This window comes from Occallatibacter riparius, assembly GCF_025264625.1.
Taxonomy (GTDB): Bacteria; Acidobacteriota; Terriglobia; order Terriglobales; family Acidobacteriaceae; genus Telmatobacter; species Telmatobacter riparius.
Genome location: NZ_CP093313.1, coordinates 3600507 through 3618098 on the forward strand (window position 1 = coordinate 3600507; position 17592 = coordinate 3618098).

The window sequence follows — 17592 nt, forward strand, 5'->3', positions numbered from 1 at the left end:
GATGCCAAAGACAATATGGGGCCGCAAAGAGACGATCATTTGGCCGCAGAACAAACCGATCTACACCTATGCCGCTATCTTCGGCGGAATCGCTCTGACGATGCTGTTTGTATATGGGTGGCTTCGCTTTCTCACGGGGCCTCTGCAGTGGTTTTACGCACCAGTCTATGTCCGCACTTCTTTCTTCGGCAGCTTCAGCCGGACACACAGAAGCGAGTACCGGATGCTCTTTCTCACTGGATATGGACTGAAGCCGGCGCCTGCGATGAACAAAGATGTCGTACATGGAAGTACGCTGGAGCCCGGTGGCCGCGGCATCCCTCTGGCGCTGTCTTCGGCGGCGCTTCAGCTTGGCAACGACTTGCTTTTCCGCGGACCGGTACGGAGCTACCAGGATGCCCGGCTCCATGAGTACCTGAAAGACGCCGTCTATGACGGACGGGAGCTCTCGGCGCTCTTGAAAGCGCCTGCCTTGTGCGCCTCTGGAGTCTTTCTCCTCATGCTGCCATTCGCTCTCACGCTTGATGTGAAGCGGCAGAAGGCTCTGAAGTATGGACGGCGTTTGAAGGGCCCGGAGCGACTGACGCCCCAGGAATTCAACAAGACTGTGAAGGGCAGCGGCATCGGCTTCAAGACCGACGGCATGAAAGAGATGATTCGGATTCCTGCCAAGGCCGAAGCTCAGCACATGCAGATCATCGGCGATACCGGGGCGGGTAAGTCAGCGATGCTTTTTCAGGTGCTCCGGCAAGTGCGGGGCCGGGGAGATTCCGCTATCGTCTATGACCCGGCACGCGAGTTCGTGAAACGGTTCTACGACCCATCGAGGGGTGACGTGATCCTAAATCCTCTCGACAAGCGCTGCCCTTATTGGGGCCCTGCCGAGGAGTTGCGCAGCCGTTCCGAAGCAAAGGCTCTGGCCGCGTCTCTCTTCCAGCCGCCGCAGGATCGGAAGGGCGAATTCTTCATCGAATCCCCGCAGAAGATCTTTGCTTTTCTGATGGCCTATGGGCCGACGCCGGACGAGCTTGTCCAGTGGATGTCGAACCCGGATGAGATCGACCGCAGACTCAAAGGAACCGAGCACGCCCATCTGATTGATCCACGAGCCCATCAGCAGCGTGCTGGTGTCCTCGGCTCTCTCGGCTTGGTCGCAGACAGCCTGCGATTGCTGCCGAAGAGAGAAGAGGGCAATGGCGCATGGACGGCAACGGAATGGGCGGAGAAGCGGCAGGGTTGGATCTTCATTACCTCGCTTCCAGCGGAGCGTGAAGCGTTGCGGCCTTTGCAGAGCTTGTGGATTGACTGGCTGGTTTTGCGATTGCTGAATGAACCCACCAAAGACCAGAAGCGGGTCTGGTTCGTCATTGATGAGCTGGCGAGTTTGCAGAAGTTGCCGCAGCTTCACACGGCGATTACCGAAGGGAGAAAGGGGCGCAACCCGGTCGTACTTGGCTTTCAGGGTAAGGCGCAACTGGAGTACTTGTATGGGCATTTGGCGGAAGTGATGCTGTCGCAACCCGCGACGAGCGTTTGGCTCACGACGAAGGAGCCGAATGCCGGAGAGTGGGTCTCGAAATTCATCGGTAAGGTCGAAATCGAGCGGCTGCGCGAGACGCACTTCGACGGCACAAGAGCAGGGCGCAATTTCACTATTGATAGACAGGTTGAGCCGCTGGTGTTGGAATCCGAAATCTCCGGCCTCCCCGACTTGCACGCATTTATGAAGTATCAGAACTATGTGACGTACTTCTCTTTTCCGTACTTCAATATGCCGGAGGTTGCGGAGCCCTTTGAGCTACGCGAACGCCGGGACGACAAGCTGCCATACGATCCCAAGGCAGCGCGCGGCAGCAGACCGGAGTCGGAATTGAAGCAGGAGCCGGAAACCGCTACGCCCGCACCTGAGCCAAATGAGCTTTCGACCGCGCGGTCAATTCAACCCGAACTCATAGCGATTCCCGATACCCATGAGGAACACGTCGCAGTTCAGGACGGATGGAGTCTCTAATGCTGAACATCTCGAAGCCGCTCTCAGCAAGTCAGGCTCAGACCTACCATGCCAAGGAGTTCACCGCCGCCGAGCAGAACTACTGGAAGCAGGGCGACACCATCCAGGGGGAATGGCACGGCATCCTCTCGGAGGAGTTCGCCCTGTCGGGGTCCGTTGGCGCGGAGGAGTTCGCTCGTCTTTCCCAAGGCCAACACCCACAAACCGGTCATCAGTTGGTCCTCCATCGCACTGTCCATGAATATAAGAATGCGGATGGCAAGATGGTTTCTCCAGTCGAGCACCGCGCCGGCTGGGACGCGACATTCTCCGCGCCGAAGTCCATTTCACTGACAGCCCTGGTCGGCGGCGACGACCGTGTACGCGAGGCACATCGGGAAGCTGTCAACGTCGCACTGAACGAATTGGAGAAATACACACAGGCACGGATCGGCGGCAATAGTCCCGCCGAAACCACCGGGAAGTTTGCCGCTGCCAAGTTCGAACACGATACCGCTCGCCCCGTCGATGGATACGCCGCGCCGCAGCTCCACACGCATGTCGTCATCTTCAATATGACTGAGCGTGAGAACGGCAAAATGCGGGCATTGCAGCCGCACTCCTTGTTTGAGAGTCAGCAGTTCGCCACCGCTGTTTACCAATCCCATCTCACATACACACTTCGCGCACTCGGTTATGAAATCGAACCGGGCAAGAGCGGAGCACCGGACATCAAAGGCTACACGCAGGAATATCTTGATGCCTCCAGTCCGCGTCGCCAGCAGATCGAGGAAGCTCTCTCCCGCAGTGGTTTCGCGGGCGCAGAGGCGGCACAGATTGCGGCGCACAATACCCGCGACAAGAAAGTCATCCTCTCACCCGATCAAATCTTGGAAGCGCATCAACAGATCGCCGATGAGTTCGGCAACCAGGCAGCCAAAGTTGTGGCCTCAGCCAGGGAGCGGAGCATGGAACACGCTCAAGTGCGACCAGACCCGGCGCGCCATCAGCAGGTGCGTGAAGCCATCACCTTTGCCCGCGATAAGAGCTTTGAGCGCGAAGCCGTCATCGACGAACGGGCTCTCTATGTCGATGCTTTGCGACGGGGGATGGGCGAGATGACTTACCGTCAGGTCCGCGCCAATTTCGAGGCACGTGTTGCCTCCGGCGAGTTCAAGCAAGTTTCCGCGAACGCGCACGAGGCCTGCCGCCGGTTCACCACTGCGGCAACCATCAAAGCCGAGAAGGAAATTGTCCAGCGAGTACAGGATGGACAAGGCCGTGGGTCGCAAATCATGGCAATCGAGAGCGCGGTTCCTCTCGTAGACTCACGTCCCACTTTCACCCCCGCGCAGAAGAGAGTTGTCGAGGAAGTTCTCACCTCGTCCGACCGCATACAGGGACTACAAGGACGAGCAGGAACAGGCAAAACGTCGGTTTTGGAAACCATACGTCAAGGGGCCGAGATGAACGGCTATATCGTGGAGGGTCTTGCGCCAACATCACGGGCTGCCAAACAACTTCGCGACGCAGGTATTAAGGCGGATACATTACAACGCTTCCTGGCAGCCGGCGGTCCGCAGGTTTCCGGCGATCCTGGGAGCAGCCACCTCTACATGGTCGATGAATCCTCTCTGGCATCGACGCAACAGATGCGCGACTTCCTGAACAAGATCGAACCGCAGGATAGAGTCCTGCTAATTGGGGATACACGCCAGCATCAGGGAGTCGATGCCGGAAAGCCTTTCGAGCAGTTGCAGCAGGCAGGCATGAAGACTGTACAGCTTGACCAAATCATGCGCCAAAGAGATCCTGAATTGCTGAAAGCCGTCGAGCATCTGTCCAACCACGAGACCGCTATCGGTGTCGAACTCCTAACACAGCAAGGACGCATCACAGAAATTGTTGACCCGGAGCAGCGTGTTGCTGCGATCGCAAAACAGTACGCGGCGCACCCTGGAAACACTCTTGTTGTTTCGCCCGACAATGCTTCGCGACGGGCCATCAATCAGGCGGTGCGGCAGGAATTGCAAACGCTTGGCATCATTGACGAAACCGATTATTCTGTGCGCGTTCTCGTTCCCCGCAACGATATGACCGGGGCTGATCGCGAATGGGCCGCAAGTTATCAGCCCGGAGACGTCCTGCATTACGTGCGTGGCAGCAAGGAGCACGGCATCGAGGCCAGAAGCTACGCCCAGGTTGTCACGACGAACCCGGCAGAAAATCTTGTTGCCGTGCGAAAGCAAGACGGCCAGCAAGTGACCTATGACCCGTCACGCCTTCGCGGCATCGCCGCTTACCGTGAAATTGAGCGAGAGTTTGCCGTAGGAGACAAAATTCAGTTCACTGCACCATCGAAGGACTTGCAGGTTACCAATCGTGATCTCGGCACCATTCAGAGTATCGGGGAAGATGGCAAGATCAGCGTCCGAATGGAGGGCTCAAAGAACAGGGATGTACGCTTCGACGCCGCCGAGATGCGCCACTTCGATCACGGCTATGCCGTGACCTCACACAGCTCGCAGGGACTCACCGCAGAGCGTGTCTTGATCAATATGGACACGGAGGTCCACCCCGAATTGATAAGCAGCCGCTTTGCATATGTCTCTGTCTCTCGCGCGTCGCACGAGGCACAGATTTTCACCAACGATGCGTCCAATCTCGCTGAGAGTCTGAGCCGCGATGTGTCCAAGGCCTCTGCCATTCATTTCGGCGCAAGCCAAGTTCCAGTTGTGGCCGCAGGGAAGACGACGGCGTTAACAGAGACGCGATCTGTTGGCCTTGGATTAGGTCTATAGGGTTCAGGAAAATAGTCTTTCGACGACCGAGTGGACGCAATTCATCGTCGAAATTGACTATGCCATGCAACGCACTTACAGGGGAAGCCGAAACCATTCCCCAAGGTCCTGAGCACTGCTCGAGGCATCGATCAGAGTGTCGCTCAGGTGGCCGAATTATATTGTGGGGGCCAATACTCATCCACCACCGAAGGAGTCATCGCGGCGTTCTCCCACTTCAATTTTCTGCGCAGGCCGAAGGCTACTCGGTGTTCTCGGTCATACACGTCCAAGTAACGCGCATAGCCATAAATGTGAATCGTGAATTCGCCCGACACCATTCGCTGAGACAGCTCACTCATGCTGTAGTCGGTCTCTATTTGCACGAAGTGGCCTATCGAATCATTGGGGACAAGCAAGCGTGTAGCAGGAGCCTGCTCCTCCCGATATTTAGGCTCTTCTCTCGCTTGAGATCCATACTCCTGCAATACAGCTCTTGCTGATATTGCCTGGAGCTGAGCCGGTGTGACCCCAACATTTGTAATGGCGAGCTTAAGCTCCCGCATTGCTCGCTCGCCCTCGACCTTGATTCTGTTGCGATAAGAGTTCACATCCAAGGGTTCAGGTTTCACAAGAAGCCATGCTCGTTGGCCCTTGAGCACAGCTTCTGCATTCAGCGTTGCTGCCTTCGTTTGCCGGTAGAGGAAGAACACCGATGCGAAGCCACCACACGCGACAAGCACGTTAAACACAAAAGGCAACCAGAAGTGCCATGAGTTGTCGTTGAGCAGTGAAACTGTATAGACCGGTGCGTTTGGCTGACTCGCCCTAATTGTGGGTTCAGGAGCAGCCGTATCTTTCCGTACAGGACTCGATTGACCAAATGTCAGACTTATCCCGAAGGCCAACAAACAGAGCAGCGCGAGACGCTTCATAATTTCCATCCAGATCAGATGTGTGCCATCTTATCCTCTCAAAGCATAAGCGGAACCGCCTCCATTTCTCCATTCGCGATACGAGGCACTTAAGCTGCTACCTCCGATTAGCCAGGTTTCGCAAAGTACTTGCCCGCTCGACCTAGGGACACGATCCACCGGCACTGCGACTGTACTCCACTTGATCGTCAGTTGAGCGCGTGAGTGGCTGGACCGTAGAGGTTCAACAGCAACCTTCCGTCATCGCCGGTTGCCGCTTCTATATGCCACGCAGTACAGTCGAACGGCGTTGATATACGACCCACCGGCCACAAGCTACTGTTGCAAACCATTCCTGTGCCGTCTGCCTTGGGGATGATTCTGACGAACGTTTTTGACGGTAGAGGGATTCCATTCCATTGGACATCGAGAGCCATTTGCAGATGCTTCCACCCTCGCGGCGAATCGATGTCCTCTCGCGTCACGAACCGATTCCACAATAAGTACTGGTCTTCTGTATCCCAGAAGTCCTTTTGTGCCAACAGTTGTTCATTTTTCGAGAGCCAAAGTTTCGCTCCGAAAATGTCCTTGAACTGCGCGGTCGCTTTCTCGGTCGCCCAGACAGCAGCAGTGCGCGAAGCCAAGCCCAACTGGCAGAGAAGAGCTGCAGGCTGGCTGCTTACGCCGTAGGTAAATGCCAGTGCCGGTCCTTCACCCAACTCGGTAAATCGGGGATGCGCCACCGCAATCGCCTGCACGCGCACGGCCTCTGCGGCCCACACCAGTTTGAAAGATATGGCATCCTGCAGGAATACCTGTATCCGATTGGCGTCATGTCCAGTCCTATCTTTCAGAATCTCCGCCGACGGAACTCCAGCGATCCATTCGTGAAGTGCAGTTTCCCAGGACTCCGGCAACGTTCTCACGCCAAAAAACGGATGCCCGAGCACAACCTTTGCAAAACGGACAGCAGCTGCCCCTGCGAGCTTCGCGTCGGCAGCTATAAAAGCGGAGTGCAACTCCGCCAAACTGTCGATTAACTCGTCGCGATGGTTGTCGAGAAACAGACCCGGTTCCGTGCCGAGTCCCGAGGCATAAAGTGCGGATCGCTGCTGTGCAGAAGTTCTGTTCCATAGCCACGTCGCTCGCGAAATCAGCACATTGCGCTCCACCGACTGCGTCGGTTCATTATGCCGATTTAGCGTCCTCCTCCAAAGAGATCCGTTGAGCATTTCGTCGAGAAGGGTGGTGATCTGAGTAACATCCGCGCCGAGTTGATCGATTGTGGATAGGATTGCTACATCCAGGTCGGCAAGATCAGCGGACAAACGCTGCGTCGTTGCTTCAGTCTCGTCGTCTTCTTCGTCATCCGTCCCAGAAAGGCGCGGGTCATCCCAGAGTGTCGGGTTGTTCAGAATGTACTCTGAGAAATCCTTCGGCTGGACCCCAAGCAAAGAGGCAATTCGATGAACCAAATTCATAACAAGACGCGCAAGTCCACTCACAAGGCGCTGTCCAGTCGATGCCTCGATGAGATCAGAAAAATCTTTATGCAAGCGGTCTCTCTTGCTCGCGTCAAAGCTAGGGAGCACCGCAATCCCGTCGAGATCGACGAATGCTCGCCCTACTCTCCCTAGCACATTGGAAAATTCCGCCTCGGGGATGCATTTCCACTGACCCTGCTCGTATCGTTGAAGCGATCGAAAGACAAGAACACTACACGATAGATCGAGACCTTGAGCGAGAGTTGGAGATGCGATCACGACGCTGAGCTTTCGTTGATGTAGAAGCTGTTCGATAGCACTCAAGAACGGCCTGGGAAGCGCTCCGTGATGAACGCCAATCCCTGCCTCAAGCGCACTGTATGCACAATGAGACTTGCCAAGCCATTCACGCCCAATCGCCGCAGCGAACTCAAAGTCGGACGGCGCCAATGGACGAATATGCTCTAAATAACCCTGTTTCGATGCCTGCAAGAATGCCTTCGCCAAACTCTCCGTCTGCCTGCGAATGGGACAGTACACGAGAATGGAATGGCCATCTCCAGCGAAGGCATCCACTGTCGCGACATGAAACTCCGCTTCGTCGTCCGGGAACTTCTTACGTCGTCGTCCTTTCGCTGCACGGATCTTTACGAAATTCGGCACAAAGGCTTCTTCTTCCCGAAAGTTCAAGCGTGCAGACTCAGATGATGTCGCCCAATCTAGCGTCGCAAGGCGCTGGCGAGTGGGACGCCACGAGACCTGGACCGCAGCTCCGGGATCATCACTGCGCAGCCACTTCGTGAAGTCTTCAAAATACGGATCTTCCGAATTGAACATTGCAGACAGACAGACAATGCGCCTTTGCTGGGCATCGCCCCTACGCAGCAGTTTTTGAACTAGCGCCTCGTATCGAAGCTCGCGGCTTCCGAGGCCGATCATATGACCTTCATCGAAGACAATCAGGCCCACATCATCCAGAACCGCCGGGTCTTGACGCATCGCGAAATCAAGTTTCTCTGGCGTTGCCACAACGATATTCGCACTGGCCAAGGTTTGAGAGTCCGCTATCGTCGCGCCAGCCGCACCGTATAAGGAGGTCACGGAAAATCCGAGCGGCACAAAAGAACGGGAGAGAACCCGTTCGACCTGAGCCGAGAGAGCACGCAATGGCGTCACATAAACTACGCGCTTTCGACTCGCTAGGGTGCACAGGATGCAGAGTTCGGCGATTCGCGTTTTGCCTGCGCTTGTTGGAAGAGCAATCACCAGATCATCCGTTAGATCGATCGCTCGCTTGGCAGCTTCGAGCTGCGACGGCCACAATTCCATTTGAGGAGGACGCCTCACGCTCATCTGAGCGATGAAATTTGTACGCAATCCAGGCCAATCTTCCTGCCCGGCGCTTGGACCATCCTGCGGCAAACGCTGATGCAGGTTGGAGTCCCAAAGGTCTTCCAGAAGATGCAAAGTGAGTGTTGCAACCCACCAAGTTGAAAGTTGGCCGCTCTGCGAAGAAGCGGCGATAAGCCGCCTCAGCATATCTATTGCGCTCTGAAATAGCTCTCTATTCCCAAAGAGCAATCCCGAGTCCGCTGTTCCAATTGCCCAAACGTAGGCATTGGTCGCAGCAATAACAACTGCGTCATCCGTATCGAACTCATCTTCCGGGTCTAATAGACGCGCCGCGATCTGGTCGTCGCTCCTGGCTGCATCCGAAAACCAGACGATCACTTGTTCCCGAAGGATGGTCATATCCTTTCGGAGAATCAATGCCAAACAACGTTCCTGAGTGGATAGGTTCGCTTCTAACGCAGGGATCGGAAGCATGGAGTACGAGCGGGCTGCATATCCTGCCAAGTGGAACGCTGTTGCGCTAACGACCAGATGCCGGCCCCTGTCTCGACTCTCTCCCGTATCTCTGCGCACCGCCGACTCAATCGCCTCTGCCGCAACACGGAAAGCATCCGATGTGCGGAGCGCGGCACCTGGCTCCCGTGTTCGATTCGCGTCGCGCAATTCGAGAGCAAGGGCCAGAACTCCATACCCGAAATCCAATAGATCAAGGGTCAGTGACGGAGTGAACGCGGGGGAACCCAGCGGCAGTACTCCGTCTCGCCAGAGAAGCCCACGGGCCAAGCCCCGGGCGAGGAGCCGTCCCCTTGTCGCCGGAGCAGTCAGCTCGTTCAATTGTTCAACAATCGTTTCGACGTTATTTGCCATCTACGGTGTAGACCGCCTTCATGAAGTCTGCATAGGCCGATAACCTGATGGCCGCGTGCTGTCGCTGAATGCCTTTGACCTTTGCCTTGGGGCACTTTGCAAGAGATGGAGTCGGATCGTTACCGCCAAGTGCGAAAACCATTTGGGTGAGGTTCTTGGATGGAAGCGGGTCCTTGGTCTGAAGCTCGCTCCACATCTTTGCTTCATCGTCCCTATTTTCTTCAAAGAGTCGCTTCGTGATGAATGCTAGAGTAGATGGGTTAGGTCGCCCGTCGAAGCCATCAAGGCCATTGCTAGCTTCGGTGACGGCACTGTCCCCGAATTGATTCCGGCTCTTGCATTCACATTTCAAAATCCTGCGGGGATTGCTTGTGTAGTTGAGTCCCAGTACATCATTTCCGTGCATTGGCATCTGCCGGTCGCTTTTCCACTTCAGCTTCTTAATAGGGACCGTGAATTCCGTCTGCGAGTTTACGTATTCCGTGGCCAGCAGTTCTCCCAGGTCTCCAGATTGAGTGCGCTTGTTCGTGGGAAGACTATTTTTGATGACGGCGGAGGCTTTCTCGTAGCCCCCTAACTTTAGGACGGTCGCTTCTCCCACGAAGTGATCCGCCATAAGGGGTTTCAGTAAATCTAGACCGATCTTCTGGCCGTTGTTCTTTTCGACAAAGTAGTCGATCCCCGTGCCGGACGGGGAACCAGGCTCCAACCATTTTGAGAACAGGTCGCTTGGCACAGGCAAATCCTGATCAGCAGAGTAATATTTGCGTTGCCGTCCATCTTATTGTAATCAGGCCACATACGCCAAGGGTTCTGGCCTGGCGGTTACGAACAATCGCGCAACCCGGAATTTGGGGAATCTGAGGAAAGCAGTGTAGAGACAGTGACCGAGTTTACAAATCCTGATCAGGTTGTCATCCGTTCAGTTTTTGGCCAGATGATGAGAATGCGATTCATCCTCGAACTCACCGACAACCGACTTCCCGAACTTGGCCCACCGATCATTCTCAATCAGTGTGGATCGAACGACCTCGATGTCCTCTGCGCCACCGACTCCCTTCAGCACAGATTTGACCGATTCGGCAACTGACCGCGGCATCCACGGACTCAGATACACACGATCGATACAAGAGAGCGGAATGTCGATATCGATATAAGACCTAGGTTTACCCTGATCCTCAAAAATCACACGGTATTCCGATTCTGGCTTGAATGGAGCTCTCTTCATGAAGGGAAGGTTTGTGATTCTTTTCGAAGTTTGCGCTAGTTCATTCAGGGAAATGTATGAAACTCGTCTCCCTCTGATCCCGTCGTACTGATTCAACTCCGCCAAGAGCTCTTCTTTGTAGAAACTGATGCATACGCCACTCGAACCGGAAGCGAACACGCTCCAATGATGATAGGTCTCGGTCTCCTGAGAGAAGCAGACTGCTAATAGGGTAGCGAGCTGCTTCTTCTCCTTATACAGGCGCATGAAAAGCGAGTCGTTCCTATCATCCCAACTTTCTGGATCAAGAAAGGTCAGCGCCTTCTTAGAGAGAAGGTATATGAGAGACGGCAGATTACTATAGCGTCGCAGGAATTTCTTCGTCAGAGGCATTCAACTCACATGTAGAAACAGTAGCGCGGTTCGATCCGTTGATTATCCTGGCAGTGTTTGAGGACATTACCCACACTCTGCGCTGCCGTGAGAGTCAGAGGCATACCGCCGTCGAACTGGGTACTATTCCAATTCATCTTCGTCAACGCCAGAATCTCTTTTGCATGACCCAGCGGCGTCTGGTCCCCTGCTGCGATCTTGATAGAGACAGGTTTAGGAACGTACATACCAGGATATGTTTCAAAGAACGGCACGCTCCCTTTCGTATAGAGCACTCCGCTCCGGCCGCTTGTTTGAAGGAAGGTGCCGCGTAGTGGCGGGTAGACCCCGTCTCGGTAGAGACGGATCTCCGAGTCATTGACATGGACGAGGTCGTAGATGTCGATACGCGCTTCTTTGATAGCCTTTCTGGCCCCGGCTTCCTCTTCTTGAGAGAAAGGGGAACTCTTGTGGATGACCACGCGAGCCGGTAAAGTGCGATGAACATCACGGTATTTTGCCAGCGCATCGGTGATCAATGCCTGGCAATCGTCTCCAGACAGGTGCGGCTGCCTGTCGTCTTTCGAGAGCGAAGCAGACCCGCCGCGGACGACAACACCCTCTCCAAGTTCATTAAAGACCTGGGCCATGCTGGTGGTGAGCCGCGATCGGTCCAGACTTTCAAAGAAACTGATGCCGACGAAGCAAGCGGAGAACTGGGAAGAATCACGTACCAAGCGCCAAGGGGTGCCCCCAGCCTTGTAATACAAGGCTGAAAAGATGTTCCAAGCACGGGTTGCTTCGTCCTGCAGAGGGCGAGGTATGCCGGTTCTTTTGAGTTTCCGGGCCTTTGATTCATCGTATGTGCTGGGCAGGATCAGCTGGATCGGAATCCGCCATTGCATCGTTCTCGCCTTAAGCAGATGATGAAGGTCTTTCCGCCCCGGACTCTTCCTCTCTTCATAGACCATTTCCAGAACTTCCACGGGAAGCGCGCACACTATGACATCGGGGTTGCTGTTTTCCGCCAAAAATTCCACTTCCTTGATGAAAAGATCGACCGCCCTTTCGACTCGGTCTGCGATAGTAGCCTCATTCGAGACTGTTTCCAAAGAGGTGTTGGTAAGCGTCCGCGCCAACGAGGCATCCGCAACGAAGGCGCAGCAGAAAGAGCTTGTCGAAGAAATGGGCGGAAATGCAGGAAATAAATTGGGCTGCTTCGTTTGCTTCTGTGCCACGCCCTGAGAGCACTTTTCGAGCCAGCGAGTGGTTCCTTCAACGGTCTCGGTCGTGCCGATCAGTCCTACTCTGACTTCCTTCGGCGCCCGCGAAGACTGAAGATCAAAGGGGCCATAGTCGCGGATGCCGAAGCGGATATCGACATGACGATTGCCGCCACCGAATTCGAGTTCTGGTTCTTCGAGAATCGTAAGATTCATAGTTCTAGCTCTGCCTGCTCCTCTTGATCTTCGGCAAAAACGGTCTCTTGGCGATCTTTCTCTTCCCGTTTTACCCAGTCCGCATCCTCGAAGCCGCTATCGGCGATGAACTGCATCAAGGGATAAAACTTGAGCAAGTTGTGTCGGCTGAACAACGTGTCTTTCTGGAGAAATTCGGCCCACATGAACACCTGGCCGTGTACGGCCTGGTTGTTCTCCAATCGCTTGATGCCGCTCAGAGCGTCCGCGCTGAATCGACTATCTCGGTAACCGTCTTTAGTGAATCGATAGGTTGGCGTGATTTGCAGAAACCAGTTTCCATCCAACTCCAGAAAATGCCCAAAGAAGGCCACATGTCGGAAGTACGAGGTGCGCTCAGGATCGAGTTTGGATTGATACCGCTTGAACACCTCACGGCTGGCGTTCTTGCGTCTGCTGCGGTACTTCCGCTTGCGGTCGCTCAGATCATCGCTGGCCCGGTGAAAGTAAAACTTGTCCATATTGGAAAAGTGGATGTCATCTTCACGCAGCTGGTCCTGCAACGTGACGTTCAGCAACTCAACGAAGAGCTTTTTTCTGTCCGCGTCGTGCGTCATCGACCATTCGAAGGTAAGATCGCTCTCGACTGTGCCGACATCGACAATATCCTGCCACTGCGTAGAGGAAAGATCGTGAAACGAATACACGACGGAGCCATGAATGGTGAATCCTCGACAAACATCTCGCCCAGATGGCTTGGCGAGACTAAAGAGATGGTCTAAGGCTTGCTTCCGGGCTGGGAACGTTGTGCGGGCATGGTAATACCGCTCCGGAAACTGGGCCACCGGCAACAAGTCCGTGAAAATGGTCTCCTGTTTTGGGGTCGTTCCCAAATATAGGCCGCCATCGTCGGGGAGAGCCAGCTTGCGGAGGTCGTGCTTGGCAGTTTGGTCGAAACCGTGTTGAGCTTTCACGAAGTGCATCTTGCGCGAGGCCCTGCGAATCGGATCAGAGAAGTAATCCTTTACCGAGAGCCAGTACGCTTCATCCGTTCTTGGCCGCGAATAGACCAGGATTACGGGGAGATTTCCTTTGAGCCAATAGCGAAGATCCCGTTCACTACATGTGTAGGTCAACTCCGTTGCGGTCTCACCCTCAAAAGCGCCATCGGTAGCTTTGCTTTGCACGGAGAGGATCAGATTCGTGACCTCGGCATTTTCATTTCGAATCTCTAAGCGGCCGTCAATGCCCGCTTCAACGCCTCCACTTGGGTACCAGAGATAGCCCATTTCCAAGATGCGCCGCTCGATGAGGTTAACTCCTCGCGCGCCGATCATGTCTGAATTCCCGATCTTCTTTGGGAGAGTCCGACTCGGTTTTACCATCTCAGCTCTGATTTAGTTCATTTTATTGCACAAGTTTTGTTGCAGCTCTAAAAATCCAACCTGTTGTGATCTAGACAATGCCGGGAGGAAGTCTCCTCCCGCACTGCGACCGCGCTGCGTTCTCCGCTCCCCACCTCTGCGGGCCTGTTCCTGCCCGCAACGCCGGCCCTGAAATCCATGCGGGAAAACTCCTAAATTTCTTCTTTTATCGAGTGCCCGCGCTTCATGCGGCTTTGTGGCAGAGCCGGTCGGAACCCGTCAAGGGTCTTCGCTGACGCTCGATGAACGGCAACAAACGCCGCCCTTGACCGAACCCGCCTCGCCCCTGCCCGCCGCGCAAGACATGAAGCGGGGGCACTCAACAAAAGAAATTTGGTTGAGAGCCACAGGCGAAATGCCCTCCTTCAGAATCTCGCCCACGCGGGCAGCACAGGAGAGCAAATATCATGTCCATCACCAACAGCGTAGCTACCAACCCCACGCCGCACAGGAAAAATGCGGCGCAGCCCATTCGCAGCGATTCGCCTTATCAGGGACGCACGGCGCAGAAGGACAACCCTACACAGGCCATCATCCGGCAGGCCGTGGACTTCCTCATCGAGCAGGTGCAAGCAGGTAAGAGCGATACCCTGACCGCGTATCTAGCGGCTATGTCGCGGTTCCGCAACTACAGCTTCGGAAACATTCTCGCCATCGCTCGCCAACGGCCCACGGCAACCCGCGTTGCAGGCTACGGGGCATGGAAAGAACTGGGCCGGTTCGTGAAGAGGGGGGAGAGGGGCATTCAGATACTCGCGCCAATGACTGGATACCGCCGCAGGAAGGACGGTCCGGAGCGAGAGAGCGACGAGAAGCCGCGCCAGGTCCTTATTGGCTTCCGCGCGGTTCACGTTTTCGATGTTTCGCAGACCGAAGGCGCAGACCTCCCAGAGTTTGGAATCGCCGTCACTGGTGAAGTGGGCGAGTATCGTGACCGTTTGCGGGATTTCCTCGCCGAAAGGGCTATCGAGCTTGTTTATAGCGAAAACATCGCGCCAGCGTTTGGTGTTAGCTACGGGGGCAAAATCGCCCTGCTCCCCGGCCAACCGCAAGCGCAGGAGTTTGTGACTCTGGTACATGAGGCGGCACATGAGCTTTTGCATCGGACGGAGCGGCGCACCTTCACCACGCCCACCGTGCGCGAGACGGAAGCGGAGGCCGTGGCCTTTGTTGTCGGCCAAGGTATCGGCTTGGAGATGGGCACCTCATCAAGCGACTACATCCAGATGTATAGCGGCAATGCCACGCTCTTAGCTGAAAGTCTTGAGGTCATCCAGCGTACGTCCGCTGTGATTCTCAGCGCCTTGCAGCCGCCTGTAAGCAACGAGACGCAGTCAACCGCGCCCGCCACCGATGCACTTGAGGAGGTGGCGTGATGCAGACTTTGCTTCGCATCCTAGAGCGGGCCGGAGGCTACCGGCGTTCGCTCTACCTCAAGGTCGAGAACGCGCCCTATATGGCGCTTGTGATCGAGGCGGTAGGAGAGCCAGGGCCGCTCGGGCTGCCCTCAATCTCCGTTGCCCACTACGGCGAACAGAACGGCGACCTGATGCGCGACCCGGAGATGTGCTTCGAGCTAGTCAACCCTCTTGGCTGTGGTTTGTCTCTTGACCCGTATTACTGGCGCAACGACTACGTCGGCGTTGAGCAGTGGTCCCGTAATCTCGTGCGCGGGAACTATGTTGCTCTTGTTGAATTGCACCGCCAGCATCAACGCTTCGCCGCCGAGTGGGACAAGAACCTCAAATTGCAGGGGTTTGCTGACGCCTTCGTGGACAAGTCTATTCGCGGCTAGTCCTCTCCATGTGCGGAGCGGAACAGCCAGCGTGTCTTCGCTCCGCGTGTCCTCATCCTTAAACCGCTCGAAAGGAGCTTATCACCATGACCACTACGGCAATCAACACTCCCGAATACCGCGATGTGCCTCTCGCGTTGCTCGTTCCATCTACCACCAACCCCCGCCGCCGTTTCGACGAGGCGTTTCTAAGGGAACTGGCCGCCAGTATTCAAGCAAACGGCGTTCTGACCCCGTTGCTGGTTCGGCCCAAGGACGAACATCTCGAAATCGTCTTTGGCGAACAGCGTTACCGTGCCGCGCAGATAGCCGAAGCCGCAACCATTCCGGTTCGCATCCGCGAGATGAGTGATGCACAGGTGTTGGAGGCGCAACTTGTCGAAAACCTCCAGCGCCGCGACGTTCACCCGATGGAAGAGGCGCAGGGCTTTAAGGCCCTTCTCGACTTGGAGGAACCGAAGTACAGCATCGAGCTCATCGCCTCTCGCACGGGCAAGTCGGCGGTGTTCGTGGCAACCCGCCTCAAGTTGGTTGACCTCATCCCGGCTGTGGTCGATGCGTTTTATCGGGACGAGATCGGCGTGGGACACGCGCTGCTTTTGGCACGGCTCCAGTCCGGCCAACAGGAACAGGCCCTTGCTGCTTGCTTCCGCGAGGATTGGACGGCTGGCGGCAAGGCCAAGCGCATTCTGCTCCCGGTCCGCCACCTGCAAGGCTGGATTGAACAGAATGTCTTGCTTCTCCTCAAAGACGCGCCGTTCAACAAACGTGACGCGCAGCTTGTCCCGGCGGCGGGCAGTTGCCTCGAATGCGCCAAGAGTACCGGACATAGCAAGCTGCTGTTTTCGGACTTCGGCAAGCAGGATGCTTGCAGTGACCCTGCCTGCTATCAGGCCAAAGTTAGCGCACACGTCGCAAAGACCATCGCCGCAAAGCCGGAATTAGTACAGATCAGCACTGCCTATGGCGGTCAGAAGGAAGGCAGTCCAGTACTGCCACGCAACAAGTACACCGAGCTTCACAAGCCGACCAGCAAGGAGGATGCCAAGCGTTCTGAGTTCAAGGTGTGCAAGCACACCGCCGAGGCCATCATCACGGAAGGCAGCGGCGTCGGCACTTTACAGAAGGTCTGTGCCAATCCTTCCTGCCCAGTGCATCGTCCGAAGCAGCAGCGCAGCCGCGAGGATGAGAAATGGAAGGCCGAGCAGGAGAAGCAGCGCAAAGAGCAAGCCATCGCGAATGCGACGGGGCTCCGCGTTCTCGCGGCTGTGAGTGCTGCTGTCCCTGTCCGTCTGATGAAGCGTGACCTGCTTTTCGTTCTTGAGAAGATGGTCATTCTGATGGATGAGCGCCACGTCGAGTCCCTTGCCCGGCAGCACGGCCTCCGGCAGAAGCGTGATGAGGGAGGCATTGCAAAAGCGTTCAGTGCCTTCCTTCGCCGTGCCGACGAAGGAACACTCTCGCGGATGTTAGTGGAGGGGGCAATCCTGCTTGCCGCGACGAAAACGAATCCGGCAGTCGTTCTGCGCGATGCCGCCGCCGCTTACAAGGTGGACACCGATGCCATCGCAGCCAAGGTCAAGCAGGAGTTTGCCGCGAAGATGAAGGCGCAGGCTGCGCGAAAAGACATACAGAAGCCGCCCGCCAAGGTCGCCAAGAATGCCGCAGCGGCTTAACGGGAACCAATTAAAGCAACTCGCGGAGCCTGATTTCCCAGACTCCGCTTTTTTTCTATTCGTTGCCCGTCTTCCCGCCCCCATTTGCGCTCCGCAATAGCCGGAGGCCATATTTATCCCACCCGACGGGCAGGCGCTGTCCCATGCCACAGCTCAATCTGACGCGAAACCAATTGCAGATCCGACGATACGGTTGCTTCCTAGCCACCTTTACACGAGAAAGCTGGATGAGCGACACTTTGACCTGTAATTCATTTGAAATCTTGGCCCGAAGGCTGTGCGCTAGCCACATGAAACCCCACGGATGACGAC

The 17592-nt window shown here is 55.7% G+C and carries 11 protein-coding genes; 5 read left to right on the forward strand and 6 right to left on the reverse strand.

Annotated elements, in window-relative coordinates; translation table 11 throughout:
- Position 1 precedes the first annotated feature (1 nt).
- Together MOP44_RS14590 and mobF are read left to right on the forward strand one after the other, a co-directional pair.
- Positions 2–2011: a type IV secretion system DNA-binding domain-containing protein gene (locus tag MOP44_RS14590; protein WP_260790712.1), complete on the forward strand. Its 2010-nt coding sequence runs from the start codon at positions 2–4 to the stop codon at positions 2009–2011.
- Positions 2011–4791 (forward strand): MobF family relaxase, encoded by a 2781-nt coding sequence (mobF, locus tag MOP44_RS14595; protein ID WP_260790714.1) that lies wholly within the window; start codon positions 2011–2013, stop codon positions 4789–4791. Before MOP44_RS14590 ends, mobF begins: the two co-directional genes overlap by 1 nt.
- A 143-nt stretch (positions 4792–4934) precedes the next feature.
- Here the strand turns inward: mobF and MOP44_RS14600 are convergent, their stop codons facing one another.
- From MOP44_RS14600 to MOP44_RS14625, 6 genes are all read right to left on the reverse strand, one after another.
- On the reverse strand, positions 4935–5705 hold the full coding sequence (locus MOP44_RS14600) for a hypothetical protein (RefSeq protein ID WP_260790716.1): 771 nt from the start codon (positions 5703–5705) through the stop codon (positions 4935–4937).
- A 188-nt stretch (positions 5706–5893) separates the two neighbouring features.
- Positions 5894–8944 carry a DEAD/DEAH box helicase gene (locus MOP44_RS14605; protein ID WP_260790718.1) on the reverse strand — a complete coding sequence of 1017 codons (3051 nt, stop codon included), beginning with the start codon at positions 8942–8944 and terminating at the stop codon, positions 5894–5896.
- Positions 8945–9377: 433 nt separating this feature from the next.
- The gene (locus MOP44_RS14610) at positions 9378–10124 is read right to left on the reverse strand and encodes a DUF1837 domain-containing protein (RefSeq protein ID WP_260790720.1); all 747 of its coding nucleotides are present in this window, start codon (positions 10122–10124) and stop codon (positions 9378–9380) included.
- Between the two features lie 186 nt (positions 10125–10310).
- Positions 10311–10988, reverse strand: a complete 678-nt coding sequence (locus MOP44_RS14615; RefSeq protein ID WP_260790722.1) for a hypothetical protein — start codon at positions 10986–10988, stop codon at positions 10311–10313.
- A 5-nt stretch (positions 10989–10993) separates the two neighbouring features.
- The gene (locus MOP44_RS14620) at positions 10994–12406 is read right to left on the reverse strand and encodes an argonaute/piwi family protein (protein WP_260790724.1); all 1413 of its coding nucleotides are present in this window, start codon (positions 12404–12406) and stop codon (positions 10994–10996) included.
- Complete coding sequence (locus MOP44_RS14625; RefSeq protein ID WP_260790726.1) at positions 12403–13722, reverse strand: DUF4365 domain-containing protein; 1320 nt, start codon at positions 13720–13722, stop codon at positions 12403–12405. The genes MOP44_RS14620 and MOP44_RS14625 overlap by 4 nt, the downstream gene beginning before the upstream one ends.
- Before the next feature lie 494 nt (positions 13723–14216).
- On the opposite strand from MOP44_RS14625, the gene MOP44_RS14630 reads away from it, so the two are divergent.
- From MOP44_RS14630 to MOP44_RS14640, 3 genes are all read left to right on the forward strand, one after another.
- Positions 14217–15185: an ArdC family protein gene (locus tag MOP44_RS14630; RefSeq protein WP_260790728.1), complete on the forward strand. Its 969-nt coding sequence runs from the start codon at positions 14217–14219 to the stop codon at positions 15183–15185.
- Positions 15185–15604, forward strand: a complete 420-nt coding sequence (locus MOP44_RS14635) for a DUF6908 domain-containing protein (RefSeq protein ID WP_260790730.1) — start codon at positions 15185–15187, stop codon at positions 15602–15604. The genes MOP44_RS14630 and MOP44_RS14635 overlap by 1 nt, the downstream gene beginning before the upstream one ends.
- A gap of 86 nt (positions 15605–15690) precedes the next feature.
- The gene (locus MOP44_RS14640; protein WP_260790732.1) at positions 15691–17280 is read left to right on the forward strand and encodes a ParB/RepB/Spo0J family partition protein; all 1590 of its coding nucleotides are present in this window, start codon (positions 15691–15693) and stop codon (positions 17278–17280) included.
- The last annotated feature ends 312 nt before the right edge of the window (positions 17281–17592 follow it).

Coding starts and splice junctions, on each gene's coding strand:
- MOP44_RS14625 (WP_260790726.1), bottom strand. CDS start 13,722: ATGATCGGCGCGCGAGGAGTTAACCTCATCGAGCGGCGCATCTTGGAA.
- MOP44_RS14620 (WP_260790724.1), bottom strand. CDS start 12,406: ATGAATCTTACGATTCTCGAAGAACCAGAACTCGAATTCGGTGGCGGC.
- MOP44_RS14600 (WP_260790716.1), bottom strand. CDS start 5,705: ATGAAGCGTCTCGCGCTGCTCTGTTTGTTGGCCTTCGGGATAAGTCTG.
- MOP44_RS14615 (WP_260790722.1), bottom strand. CDS start 10,988: ATGCCTCTGACGAAGAAATTCCTGCGACGCTATAGTAATCTGCCGTCT.
- MOP44_RS14640 (WP_260790732.1), top strand. CDS start 15,691: ATGACCACTACGGCAATCAACACTCCCGAATACCGCGATGTGCCTCTC.
- mobF (WP_260790714.1), top strand. CDS start 2,011: ATGCTGAACATCTCGAAGCCGCTCTCAGCAAGTCAGGCTCAGACCTAC.
- MOP44_RS14590 (WP_260790712.1), top strand. CDS start 2: ATGCCAAAGACAATATGGGGCCGCAAAGAGACGATCATTTGGCCGCAG.
- MOP44_RS14635 (WP_260790730.1), top strand. CDS start 15,185: ATGCAGACTTTGCTTCGCATCCTAGAGCGGGCCGGAGGCTACCGGCGT.
- MOP44_RS14630 (WP_260790728.1), top strand. CDS start 14,217: ATGTCCATCACCAACAGCGTAGCTACCAACCCCACGCCGCACAGGAAA.